General features: G+C 55.5%; 10 protein-coding genes and 1 pseudogene. 2 read left to right on the top strand and 9 right to left on the bottom strand.

Going from position 1 to position 12,162, the window contains the following annotated elements:
- Positions 1–195: 195 nt before the first annotated feature.
- The 6 genes from GOX53_RS27705 to GOX53_RS27680 form a co-directional block, all read right to left on the bottom strand.
- Entirely contained in the window at positions 196–3,477 is a 3,282-nt protein-coding gene (locus GOX53_RS27705; protein WP_171182108.1) for an autotransporter outer membrane beta-barrel domain-containing protein, read from the bottom strand.
- A gap of 541 nt (positions 3,478–4,018) precedes the next feature.
- Complete coding sequence (locus GOX53_RS27700) at positions 4,019–4,837, bottom strand: DUF2189 domain-containing protein (RefSeq protein WP_171182107.1); 819 nt, start codon at positions 4,835–4,837, stop codon at positions 4,019–4,021.
- A 256-nt stretch (positions 4,838–5,093) separates the two neighbouring features.
- Positions 5,094–5,249, bottom strand: coding sequence for a hypothetical protein (locus GOX53_RS27695; protein WP_171182106.1), 156 nt, complete (start codon positions 5,247–5,249; stop codon positions 5,094–5,096).
- A 42-nt stretch (positions 5,250–5,291) separates the two neighbouring features.
- The gene (locus tag GOX53_RS27690; protein WP_171182105.1) at positions 5,292–5,657 is read right to left on the bottom strand and encodes a peptidoglycan-binding protein; all 366 of its coding nucleotides are present in this window, start codon (positions 5,655–5,657) and stop codon (positions 5,292–5,294) included.
- A 439-nt stretch (positions 5,658–6,096) separates the two neighbouring features.
- Positions 6,097–7,122: an agmatine/peptidylarginine deiminase gene (locus tag GOX53_RS27685; protein WP_217351974.1), complete on the bottom strand. Its 1,026-nt coding sequence runs from the start codon at positions 7,120–7,122 to the stop codon at positions 6,097–6,099.
- Positions 7,123–7,330: 208 nt separating this feature from the next.
- Positions 7,331–7,795 (bottom strand): MarR family winged helix-turn-helix transcriptional regulator, encoded by a 465-nt coding sequence (locus tag GOX53_RS27680; protein ID WP_171182103.1) that lies wholly within the window; start codon positions 7,793–7,795, stop codon positions 7,331–7,333.
- 154 nt (positions 7,796–7,949) lie between these two features.
- Here GOX53_RS27680 and GOX53_RS27675 point away from each other — a divergent pair, with 154 nt between their 5' ends.
- Both GOX53_RS27675 and GOX53_RS27670 read left to right on the top strand, forming a co-directional pair.
- Positions 7,950–8,546 (top strand): YceI family protein, encoded by a 597-nt coding sequence (locus tag GOX53_RS27675; protein WP_171182102.1) that lies wholly within the window; start codon positions 7,950–7,952, stop codon positions 8,544–8,546.
- A 359-nt stretch (positions 8,547–8,905) separates the two neighbouring features.
- The gene (locus tag GOX53_RS27670) at positions 8,906–9,976 is read left to right on the top strand and encodes a fatty acid desaturase family protein (protein WP_171182101.1); all 1,071 of its coding nucleotides are present in this window, start codon (positions 8,906–8,908) and stop codon (positions 9,974–9,976) included.
- A gap of 73 nt (positions 9,977–10,049) precedes the next feature.
- Here GOX53_RS27670 and GOX53_RS27665 read toward each other — a convergent pair.
- The 3 genes and pseudogenes from GOX53_RS27665 to GOX53_RS29655 form a co-directional block, all read right to left on the bottom strand.
- Positions 10,050–10,678: pseudogene (locus tag GOX53_RS27665) on the bottom strand (IS6 family transposase).
- Between the two features lie 610 nt (positions 10,679–11,288).
- On the bottom strand, positions 11,289–11,687 hold the full coding sequence (locus GOX53_RS27660; RefSeq protein WP_171182100.1) for an MAPEG family protein: 399 nt from the start codon (positions 11,685–11,687) through the stop codon (positions 11,289–11,291).
- Positions 11,688–11,844: 157 nt separating this feature from the next.
- Positions 11,845–12,162, bottom strand: a 318-nt coding sequence (locus tag GOX53_RS29655; protein ID WP_217351973.1) for a hypothetical protein, incomplete at its 5' end; no start/stop codon positions are given.

The following is a 12,162-nucleotide window of genomic DNA, read 5'->3' as shown; positions in this document are numbered from 1 at the left end:
GTCCGCCATCGCACTCGCAGCAACCGTCATCTACTGGTTATGAATCCTGACCCTAGCGTCCGCTTGGAAGAGGCAGCGCCGCGGCGGGGGCCTGGCGGGCGAAGGGTCGCTCTGGGCCGGCCCCAACGACTGCCCTTTTGACCAAGTTTAGGTGTTTTATCCCAGGTTTTGATGGTGCGATCCGATAGAAAGGCATTACCAGTTCAAACGGAGTCCTGCGTTCACGCTGACGCCGTAGTTATCGGATGCACTGCCACCGAGCGCTGCGCGATATGCGCCCTCAGCATAGATTTGGGTGCTTTGATCCCACTGCAGCGACTCGCCCAGACCGATCTCTGCCCATGTCCGGTTTTCAACGGTGGCCGCATGATTTACACCCATTACCCGAACCGCGCCATCCTCGGAGAATTCGCGAAGGAGATTTCCAATCAGATACGCTTTTCGATTCTTGTCGCCTGCGGCTGATTGGTCCGTGAATTCATAGGCCATCCCCACTCGGCCAACAGCGAAATCATAAATGCCGGGTACCACAGGCACATCCTGATTATCCATGAAATCGTCAATGTCGGACCGTCCGGCCCAAATTTGTGCCTGCGGTATCAGGGCCACCCGGTCAGAGATTGGAATGCGCTTTCCGATTTCGACACTGGCAGAGAGCGTTCTGGTATCGATATCGCTTGCCAGGCTTCCGCTACTTGATGAGGTAAAGTCGCCTGTCAACTTGTCGGCTTGCAATTGAATGTCGATGTATTCGTTGCTGACTGAATACCAGGTTGCGCTCAACCCAGCTCCGTATCCGTCCGCATCAAATGAGCCGTCACCGAACGCTGTCTCGATCGAGGAATCCAGTTGTCCGATCTTTGCATTGGCACCCAGCACCCACTGTCCAAGGCGCCCGTGTGGCAAGCCGAAATCCGCTCCGAACTGCAGATAGCCAATGGTTGATGTATGCCCGAATGTGTTGGTACCAGACAGTGTTGTCTGGCTCCGATCACCGACAACTCTTGCCCAAAGCCCAATTTGCTCCTCTGCAGATGCCGGAACTGGCGAAATTCGAATGGCGGATTGACTTACCTGGTCGTCTTCCGAGCCACCAGGAACAAAGCGGAACCTCGAACTTACGCGCTGCTCAAACGTCGGGAGTCTGGAAAACGATGCCACGGCCATAGGGGCGGCATTGTAGAGGCTTGCGTCAATTCTGCTGAAACTACTCAGAGTCCAGTTCGATCCGGTCAATCCGAGCAGATAAGAATATGCGCCGGATGACACCAATCCCCCGGCCAGTTCAAAATCACCGGCATCGGTACCACCTGCCACTTCGACGACGACAATGTCGTTTCCCGTTGCTTCGCCGAGCGAAACGTCATCGACGGCGATCTGGGTTGTTGACCCGGACACGTCCCCCTGAACCTGCAAGATATCCGCCGTGTCCGTCGAAAAATCTATGTCCAGATTGAGGGCGCCCGACCCCACATACGAACCGGACACTGCGATCACATCACCGGCATTCCCATCCTGAGCCGACAGCGCGCCGCTGTTGTACATGTTGCCTGTCAGAGCAAAACCGCCGCCGGCATTCAGGATCGCTCCGGAATTGAGGTAAAGGCCCACGCCAGTCTCTGAACCCGTGGTCAGAGCACCGTTGGAAAAGGTCAATCCTCCACCGTTCAGTGAGATCGTCTCCCAGTTGTTGACCGTGGACCCATCCAGTGTCGCGGTCACAACGGTCAATGTCAGGGTGTCAACCCATCCATCGGCAGCCGACACATCATCGCCACCGTCGAGACCGGTAATCCCCGAGAAATCCGTTCCGGTAAACGCGAGTAAATCCTCCCCATCATTCAGGGAGAAACTGCCGGCAACGACCGCACCACGGTTTACGCGCGTGTCGGAGTTGCTCTCGTTATTGAACAAGGCCAGTCCCGAAGCGGCGCTGACGTTGGATGCGCTGTCGAGAACGATCGTTACCTGCTTGTCGGCCGCCGTACTTGTATAGATCGAATAAGCGTTTCCGCTGCCACCCATCAGATTTGAGTTCAGTGTCAGACTGATATCACCCTGTGTCTCGGCATATATGCCGTTGCTATCGGCTCCCGCCGCCGAAACGGAACCGCCGTTCAACTGCATGTCGATATCGCCCTGCGTCTCCGCGTGAAGGCCATCACTATTGGCTCCTGCAGTCGAAATCGATCCGTTACCCAACTGAACCGCGATAGCGCCCAGTGTCTCGGCATAGGCACCAATGCTGTCGGTTCCGAGTGTGGAAATCGCACCATCGTTCAGTTGCATGTCGATATCGCCCTGTGCCTCGGCATAAACGCCGACACTATTGGCCTCTGCGGTGGAAATTGAGCCGCTACCCATCTCAACCGCGATATCACTCTGCGTCTCGGCATAAACACCGGTGCTGTCGGTTCCGGTTGTGGAGATCGATCCACCGCCCAACTGAATGTCGATATCGTCCTGCGTCACGGCATTGACGCCATCACTCTCCGTTCCGCCGGTCGAGACAGAACCGTCCCCCAAATGAACAACGATTTTTCCGTTTGTCTGGGCGTGTACGCCATTGCTACTGGTTCCGGTCGTCGAAATTGATCCATTGGACATCTGAAGGGTCGCAGTTCCGAAACCTCGGTGGATCAGGTGGGCGCCGTGGCTCAGATTGTCACCGGTGGTGGTAACGGTTCCGCCGTCCATCTGTATGGTAATCGGGCTGGTGGAGGTGGATGAATTGCTTCTCACCTCAAGACCATAGGCGCCGTTGCCGCCATGCTTCGTTACCGATGCATCGCCGCTCATCTGTAAAAGGACGTTGCCGTTCGAATTCGTACCGGTTTTGATACCTCTCGAAGAAAGGCCATTTGTGACAACGCTGCCGCCGGACATGTTAATCGAGGCATCGCCGGTACCACGCTGGAATGAATCGAATCCGTACGCGGCGCGATTATTCGTCACGATCGACCCGCCCGTCATTTCGACAATGGTATTTCCAGAGCCGAATGTACGGGCTTGTATGCCAACTGCGTTGAAACCGAACGTCTCGATTGTTCCACCATGCAGTCGCGCGATAGCGTCACCTGTCGTCCCGCCTGCGTTGTCGGCGTTCAACGCGTGCCCGCGGCGTCCCGTTGTGGTCATCGCACCTGCTGACATTTCCGCAACTGCATCGGCGCCGCCGCCCGTGCTTCGGGCGAGAATGCCACTGCCAGCCGCGGCCGAAATGGATCCGAAATTGGTTCCAACAACCGACACGGTTTCGTTCGTCGTCCCATCCGATACGACCGACACGCCCCGGGTCGTAGTATCGATCCCGGGATTATCCAGAACCAGCGTCAGCCCGTCCGAGTTGGAGTAGGAGATGCCGGCCGAATAGGTGCCTGCGGGACAGGATATCGTATCAGCGCCGGGCGCCTCGGCCCCGCATTCATCCGCAGCTTCGGCAAGGCGCGCATGTCCGGTCAAAATCAGGGCGATCATGAGAACCCAACGGACGACCGGCGAAGTGCCCGAAGCAGAATTCCGGGGCGAGTTCAATGATAATGAGGAGCGTAAAACACGAGAACTATCCAACTGGAAAGTGAAGCCACTGCCACCTCTAGCGGAAATTGACCAGGGATACTTTTCTTCTTGAAGGAGTTCAGGACGTATTTGGAAACGCATTTTGTTGATCGCTCCGCATAAATCAAAGAAAATGACTAATTGCGCCGACTTAAGTGCCGATAAATTAACCATATATTAATAAATTTAACTCAACCTACAGCACCTTTTTGAGCGGCCTTGCTAAGCCTGTATTTGATGCATTGTTGCAATAGTGTATTTCACATGCATATTTCATCTGAGCCATTGACGGCTAACCAGCTTGTCCGGCGTGATCTATTCGGTCAGCAAGAAACCTAGCAACAAAATCCCACGATCTTGACCAAGACGCCCATTAGAGAAGCGGACCTCGCAAATCTTAGGCAATTGAGTAAAACGCGTTCTGCGGCCGGAGAAAGTCTCGGCCCAAACGTATCGCGGATCACCCCTCCGCTGGGGACACGGCCCGCTGATAGAGATGCCATGTGGTGTGGCCGAGGATCGGCAGGGTGAAAATCAGGCCCAGAAATGCCGGAACCAGCGACAACAGCATGGTAACGGTGATAACCGCCGCCCAGGCGAGCATGACCACGGGGTTTTCCTGAACGACGCGAATGGACGTCAACATTGCAGAAATGAAATCGATTTCTCGGTCCAGCAGCATGGGCATGGCAACGACGGTCACCGAGAAGAGGGCAGCCGACAGAAATGCGCCTGCGCAGGTGCCAATTGCAAGGAAGGTCCAGCCTTCCGGTGTGAAGAATACGGTGTTCAAAAACCCGTCCACATCCGAAAAGGACGAATCTTGCAGGATGATCACCAGCAAAGTCCGAAACTGGTAAAACCATACCCACAAAACGAACAGGGTGACAAAGGCCATCCAGCCCATTTCACGCTTGCGTTGATTGGCCATGACCGTGAGGATTTCAGACCAGCCGAAGCTCTCTCCCTTCTGCAACCGGCGGGACATCTCGTAAAGCCCGGCGGCAACAAAAGGCGCGACAAGCGGAAAGCCTATCGCGGCGGGAATGACCATCCAGATCTTACCCAGCCAGAACAGGCACCAAACAAGCAGGATTCCGAACACCGCATAGAACAGGCCGAAGAAGCCGCCCATGACAGGGCGCGCCAGAAAGTCGGAAAACCCGGCCTTCAGTGACTCAGTGATATCATCCACCGTCACCTTGTTGACTGCGGGGCGGCCCGGCGGCTGTGGCGTCAGATTGTCCGGTGGTGTGGAACCTGCAGTCTTGGATGTCATGACTCACTCCTCCCAAAACACGTCGCCGCGCCGGTCCTTTTGGCAGCAGACCCTGCGGTGAAACAGAAATTCCTCCTCCACGCACAAGTTTGCATCAGGCGAGGCATAGGGGCAAGAGCGGTCCTTTGGCCAGAGCCCGGTCGGTGAAGAAGGGATTTGGGAATTCCGCTTCGTCCGAATTGTGTGAGTTCGATCAGTCCCAAACCTTGCGGTCGCAGCGAATGCCGGCAATGTGGGCGCGGTTGCAGGATCCGAATTATGGGCCCAACGGTGGCTTTATTTCGTCCAGGTTCGCGCGTTGTTTTATGTTCTTTATGCCGGCGCCGAAATTGTCGAGCCAGGCGTTTAACCGGCGTTTGCGCGCTTTGATATCCTCGTCGACAAACGCGACAAGTTCAGCTTCTTTTGGCAAGTCCGCGCTCCCAGACTTCGCGCCAGCGCCTCAAGTGCAGCGTTAGTTCTTGGGCCGGGGATCCCGCCTGCCTTGCCAAAATACACCATAGCGGGGCAGCACTGATGGTAGGTCCTGCAGGTTCTCGTCGGGAGGATTGCGGGTATCTGGGGCTGCGCTTCTCGAATGCAAGGCGGCGCATTTCGCTGCATTCCGTTCGCCTGTCGCCTGCAGTCCATTGGTAATCTGGAATGTGCTGATGGCCCGACAGGTCGCGCTGCCTTCGATCCCATCCTCGGGTCCCGGGTTGAATCCTGCAATGGCCAGCGCATTTTGACTTTCCTGAATATTACGAGTCGCGACGGCCTGCTCAGTAGTCGACAGAAGCGTGAGAAATGAGACGATGGCAGCGCGCAACATGTAAGGCATTGAGAGGATTCCTCTGAAGTTCTTGCGGCCCCCTCCCGTCGGCAGCGCATAACACAGTTCATCCGCATATCTGGTAAATCTGTCTCATATCTACGGTAAGAACCCGCAAAAAGCGTTCTTGCCCAGATTGCCGGTAACCAATAATCGTCGTCCTCTCATGCTACGCAAGCTGCCCTATGGTCGACATTCGTGTGCTTGCAGCAAAAACTCACTTGGTCCCACGTTTCGCCTGTTCTGCCTGACTGCGGCGAAAGTGCAGCGTCGGATCTGCCGGATTCCGAGCTACCGAATGACCGCAATCCGGGCTACAGTTGACTGTCGTTCTGACCGCGCCTGACGTTCGAAATCCTCAAATCGGATCTGGAACGGTGGACGCGCCAACATCGACTGCTCAAATGGCCCTCTCGAGGCTTGTTTTTGAAGTTTCCGAAACACCCGCTCATGCGGCAGGCATTTGCTGTGTTGCGCAGTGAATACCGCCGCCCATCTCGCCCAAGGGATCAACATTGAGCATCACGATCTCTCGCCCCGGATAATGCCGCTTTAAGGCATCTTTCGCGATCCGATCCGTCTCACGATCTCCGAATTGCGCCGCAATCACGGCCCCATTGCAGACATAGTAGTTCGCATAGGAGGCCACGAAATCTATGCTGTGCACGCGGTGGTAGTGTGGCTCGGGGATCACGTCGATGTCCAGCCGGGCCGCCACAAGACGGTCGAGAGTGCCCAGTGCTGCGATATGAAACGGATCCTCCATATCGGGATCGTCGGGCAGATTGATCAGCCCACGACCAGGACCGGTTAACCGCGCAAGGCCGTCGATGTGGTAGTCCGTGATGTCCTCTCCACAGACACCATCGGACCAGATCATCCGCTCTGCCCCGTAGGCGCGCAACAGCCGTTCCTCGATCTCATCGCGCGACAGGCCGGGATTGCGATTGTCGTTGTTCCATGAGCTTTCATCGGCGAGCAACAGCCCGTGGCCGTCCTGTTCAACGCCGCCAGCCTCGCCGCGCAGGCCCGTGGGTCGCAAGTCCAGGTCCAAACGCTCGGCAACCAGCCTGGCAATTTGAGAGTCGCGCGCATTGACCTGTTTTTCGCCCCAGCCGTTGAACTGGATGTGACTGACGGCGAGATTGCCCGAGCCATCCACTACGAAAATCGGCCCGGCATCCCGGCACCACAGATCTTCGGTAGGAATATCCCAAAGCTCGACCTTGTGCGACAGCTTGCTCCGCGCGCCTGTATGATCGCTTTGTGCGGCCAGCATCGTGACCGGCTCGAAGTCCGAGATCGCGTTGGCGATATCTGCAACGGTTTGTTGGGCCATATCGAGGAACACCGGGTCTGGATAGACGCGGCGATTGACGGGCCATTGCATGAATGTGCGCTGATGCCGCGTGTCCTCGGGCGGGACGAAAAACCCGTCACGGTATCGGGCAAAGGTCTGTCCTGTCAAACTCATGGCGCCAAAGACTCCCCCGGCAACAACCACATCTCTTCTTCTCACCGCCGTGTGCCCCTAAAAACCGGTTCCTGCTTGGAATGTGGGTAATTGGCCCGTACTCGCTTGAAGAGCCGACCTTTGCCGTGCTGCCGTCTCGAGAAGCGGGCTCCAAACCGACTGCGGATGCGTCGCAGCCCCGGTGACAGTCTCGCCGGCAGCGCAACCATCATTTTTCGGATCCACGGATTATCGGCTCATCCTGGGTCAGAAGTGAGCGGAGTGCATGCAAAAGCGCGCCTGAGCTTTCGATGTCGGTCACCTTTTTCATATGCAGGTGTATCTGCTCACCGTATATGCGCCACATCTTCAGCCGCAACTCCGCGCCCTCGGTCGTGACCTTCAGAGTTTTCGCCCTCTTGTCCACGTCGCAAACGGACTCACTGACCAAACCGCGTTCAATCAAGCTGCGCAACACCCGCGACAGGCTGGATTGTTCAAACAAAAGCCAGTCCTTCAGCTTACTGGCCCTCACACCTCCGGCGCCCGCCATTTCAATCGCCCAAAGAACGTCATACCATTTCAAAGGCGGCAGCCCCGCCGAGGCGAGCGCGTGTTCCATTTCCCGATGAACGCGCCGGTGCGACAGATTGAGAGCGATCCAGAGGTCTGTTTCTTCTTTTGTCGGCGTCATGCTTCACGAGTCCGCGACTATTACTTGAATGATTGTCTTCGTTGTAGCATCGCAAATTTAGATGCATTATCATCTAATTTACCAACAGACACTACACGCTTATGCGAGCGTCGATGATTCATAACTGCCGTTCAACCTATGAAAGAGGGTCCCAATGAGAAATCTCAAGACAGTGCTTCCCTTTGCAGCAATCACTGCGGCGTGTTTGGTCGCGACCCCCATTGCCGCCAAAACCTACAAGACCGACCAGGGGCATACCGAGGTTAAGTTCAGTTGGAGCCATGCGGGCGTCTCGGTTCAGTCAGCGGAATTTACGGTTGCCGATGGCACTCTGGACCTTGACCCCGAAAACCCCGAGGCCGCGTCCCTGAATGTCACCATCGCTGCAAACAGCCTGTCATCCGGGTTCGGCCCGCTCGACGATCACCTGAAAAGCGCTGATTTCCTCGAGGTTGAAACCTATCCGGAGATCACATTTGCCAGTACCAGCATCGAAAGGACGGGCGAAAACACTGCCAATATCACCGGCGATCTGACCATTCACGGCACGACCCAACCGGTAACGCTGGAGGCAACTCTTACACACCTTGGTGAGCACCCTCTTGGCGGTGCGATCGAATACTACAAAGGCGACTGGGCGGCTTTTGCTGCGTCCACCGTGATTGAGGATCATATGTCGTATGGCGTTGGCGGTTTTTCGACAGGCCCGATCACGATCAATATCGTGACCGAAATGAAGGCTACTGAATAAGGGGCAGACGCTTCGACGTCAGCGGTCTTGTGTGCGTTGCGTCGGTGTCATGGAAAACCTCAATTGGCACCTGCATCTTTCAGGCGGGTCAGGCGCTCCAGTTCCGGCGCGCCTGACACAGAGCGTTGGCCAGGACCACAAGCTTGTGAGCGAACGCGGAGATAATCGTTTCGAGTGGCTTTGCGCCCTCCGATCCAGAAAACACGCGCGCGATTCTGTTGGTCAACTCTCCAACTGCAGTGCAGGCGTCGCATCGCAGCAGGTCGTCTCATAGCCTGTTTGACCATTTCTGTTGCCTGCGCAAATCGGACCATTCTCGTCGTTTTGACAGCGAGATTTGCGTTCGCTAGCTTTTTGGAATGGCAAAAGACTACTCTTTATCTGGCCAAGCCGGGCGCGTCGCAGTTGAACGCGGTCTTGCGCACCCATCGTGGTTTCGTCCCAAAGTGAACCCGCAACAAATACGGGCGCTGATGAAAAAATCGGATGCGATTGCGTTGAGGGATACGGCGCTCTGGCTTGGTGCGATGGTCCTTTTCGCGGGCATCGCGATTGCCCTTTGGCCGTCACTGTGGTCGCTGCCGTTCTGGCTGGCCTACGGCGTGTTGTATGGCTCCGGATCCGACTCTCGCTGGCATGAATGTGGTCACATGACTGCCTTCAGGACACCGTGGATGAACAATTTTGTCTATCAAATCGCGAGCTTCATGATCATACGCAACCCGGTGGTCTGGCGGGCGAGCCATGTAAGACATCACACAGATTCAATCATCGTGGGACGCGACCCCGAGATCGTCGCAATGCGTCCCCCTGATCTCTTGAGGATCGCGCTCAATTTCCTTGGCGTGATGGATGTTCTCGAGTCCGTTCGACGCATGCTTTTGCACGCCAGTGGCAGGCTTGATGCGGATGAGGCCACCTACGTTCGGGACGAAGATCGCCCCAAGGTTTTTAAGATTGCCCGTATTTGGATCGTCATCTACCTCTGCACCATCGGCTTGGCGTTATGGATAGGTTCTATCCTGCCGCTGATGGTGATCGGGTTGCCCAGGCTTTATGGAGCCTGGCATCATGTGATGACCGGACTTTTGCAACATCTGGGCCTTGCCGAGAACGTAACCGACCACCGCCTCAACACGCGCACGGTGTTAATGAACCCGGTTAGTCGCTTCATTTACCTGAACATGAATTACCATACAGAACATCATATGTTCACGATGGTGCCCTATTATCGGTTGCCGGAGCTTCACGAATTGATCAGGCATGAACTCCCGGCACCAGACCGATCAATTTTGGCTGCATACCGCCGGTTGGTGCCGGTTCTTTTGAAACAGCTGAGATTTGAAGACGCGGTAATCGTTCCAGAGTTACCCGAAGGCGCGTCCCCATACCGATCAGAGGTGGAACGGCTCAGACCTTTTGCCGTTTAGGATTCCTGCAAGCGCGTGTGGATCTGTCGCAAGCTCTCGTGTGGTTGAAATCTACCACTCTGATTAGGCGAATTCATCCAGCGCGGTCTGCAAATTGACAGAATCCGCTTGTCGAAGTTTCGAGCTGACCTTTGCGGATTATGTTTGCCGCTTCGATGCCCTCGAATGTCGCGGCAGCTGAGGTGAAGCTTTTGAAGCCGAGCATCCGTCTCGTGAGCCACTTGATGAACCGGTGATCCTGCTCGATCATGTTGTTCACATGTTTTGATCTCACAGTGCCTATCGCAACAGGTATCTGTAAACGTTTGAAAATCTTATTCACCTCCTTGATCCCGGCGGCGTTGCTGCAACTTTTGTCAACAGTGATCCGATTTGGGATACCGTTGTGACACAGCACATTGGGAGGAATTTCTTGGCTGCGGGGTGTCTCGCTTCGATGACAGCCTGAACTCAAGGGTTTGACCATCGCGGTCGACAGCGCGGTACAAATACACCCATTCACCGCGAACTTTCACATAGGTCACGTCCATGCGCCAAAATTCTGCTGTATTGGTCTTCCTTTTACGAGCCATCTGAGGAATCGGAGGCGTATTTTATCACCCACCGGTTCAGGGTCGCATGATCAACTGTCACGCTCCTTTTCGCCATGATCTCTTCCGGATCACGATATGACACGCCGTACCACACATAGAAATAGGCCACTTATAGGATCACAGGCTTTGGGAATTGGGCGCCCTGAAACGAAATCATACGGATACCGTCGTGATCGATGCAGGGCCGGCGATAGCAAAAATCGCTGCAACCCCGGCATCAACCTTGAAACTTTGCGACAGATCCCGCTACCCCGCTTCTTTCCCGTCGATCTGATCTTACCCATAGTTGCGCCTTCCGATCTGGGTGATGTGGCAGCGCGCCGATTGACAACGCCCGTGTCCGACACAGGCGTTCGGCACGTCGAAGGCCCCGAACGATACTCGGCGCGCGAAGTCGCGCATGTCTTCTCCTAGTCGCTCGGGCGGCGGCTCAAACCGGACACTCGACACCACGCTGTTATGCTACAGTTGAACCCGCTTTGCTGACACTCACTGTTGATGCAAATTCGTTAGCCGCGCGAATTAACTCATTGCGGACACAGTCGCCGTGAGTAGCTCTCAACCTCTGCTCAATGTTGATCCGCACCCAAGTCAAGTTAGATTTGTGTCACTTGCATAATAACAGGAACCTTCTAGGACGGCACTCTTCTGACGGCCTTATCGATCCATCCGACAATACACTGCGGGCTCGGAGTCGTCCTTCGTGACCTCCGCGCGCCTCAAAAAACCATGACCGCAAACCCGTGGATCACGGCAAGAGCAGCCGCGGCAATTGTTAGACCCATTCCGCCTAAGCGACCCGTCACGTTGCGCTGCGTGAATGCGAGCGCATAGCCATGGGCGAGACGGCCAGCCAGAAACATCAGGGATAGAATTGTCAGTATTATCCAATTTCCGTCTTGCAGTTCGAGAATCGCAATGAGCACAACGAAGAGCGGCGCGTATTCCGCGAGGTTGGCCTGAGCGCGGATTTTCCGCTGAAGGCTTTTGTCGCCATCATCTCCGAGTGAAGGACCACCAGATTGCCTGGCCCTGATCACCCTCCAGCTGAGAATCAATAGCCTACCCAGCAAGCTGCTGGCGAGAAAAGTTGTGATTGGAAGCGAAAGATCTTGCATGCTGTTGGTCCGGTTCGCGCGCGGTCAGGCATGTGGTCTCAGGCTTGATTTAGGTCATCAGCCGGTTTTCTTTCTTCAAAGTCATCTGACGCTGCCGTCGGCTCGGAATTAAGAGGAAAAGGTTGCGACATGGGAAAAGCTACTATGAACTCGATTATCATATTTGTCCAAAGTGAACCGTCCAACTGAAGCCGACATCATTGCCCGCCGCAATAAACGTGCAATCTGGCTCTCCCCTGCCGTCGGCAGTGCACGGCACGAACGGCGGGTTCGGGATTTGCGATACTTGGGATGCCTTGAGCGACGGCGACCTAATTTTGTAACCGCATGGCGCCTGCGACATCCGACGCAGCGGGCGCATCTTTGGTTCACGTTCACGATCCGCGCCGCCGTTGATCGTTTTTTGGGCAAGGGTGGTTTTGACCTTCCCCCCGATTTTCGGGCCATTGCGAACTGGAATTTTCCACCTTTGAAT

Origin of the sequence: Ruegeria sp. HKCCD8929, assembly GCF_013031405.1 — a bacterium.
Lineage (GTDB): Bacteria > Pseudomonadota > Alphaproteobacteria > Rhodobacterales > Rhodobacteraceae > Ruegeria.
Note: the sequence above shows the minus strand (reverse complement) of the source record. Positions and strands in the feature narration are given on the sequence as shown.

Bases quoted from the DNA above. Each gene is read 5' to 3' on its own strand.
- GOX53_RS27685 (WP_217351974.1), bottom strand. From the start codon at position 7,122: ATGAGTTTGACAGGACAGACCTTTGCCCGATACCGTGACGGGTTTTTC.
- GOX53_RS27700 (WP_171182107.1), bottom strand. From the start codon at position 4,837: ATGACATCCAAGACTGCAGGTTCCACACCACCGGACAATCTGACGCCA.
- GOX53_RS27670 (WP_171182101.1), top strand. From the start codon at position 8,906: ATGGCAAAAGACTACTCTTTATCTGGCCAAGCCGGGCGCGTCGCAGTT.
- GOX53_RS27675 (WP_171182102.1), top strand. From the start codon at position 7,950: ATGAGAAATCTCAAGACAGTGCTTCCCTTTGCAGCAATCACTGCGGCG.
- GOX53_RS27660 (WP_171182100.1), bottom strand. From the start codon at position 11,687: ATGCAAGATCTTTCGCTTCCAATCACAACTTTTCTCGCCAGCAGCTTG.
- GOX53_RS27690 (WP_171182105.1), bottom strand. From the start codon at position 5,657: ATGCCTTACATGTTGCGCGCTGCCATCGTCTCATTTCTCACGCTTCTG.
- GOX53_RS27705 (WP_171182108.1), bottom strand. From the start codon at position 3,477: ATGATCGCCCTGATTTTGACCGGACATGCGCGCCTTGCCGAAGCTGCG.
- GOX53_RS27680 (WP_171182103.1), bottom strand. From the start codon at position 7,795: ATGACGCCGACAAAAGAAGAAACAGACCTCTGGATCGCTCTCAATCTG.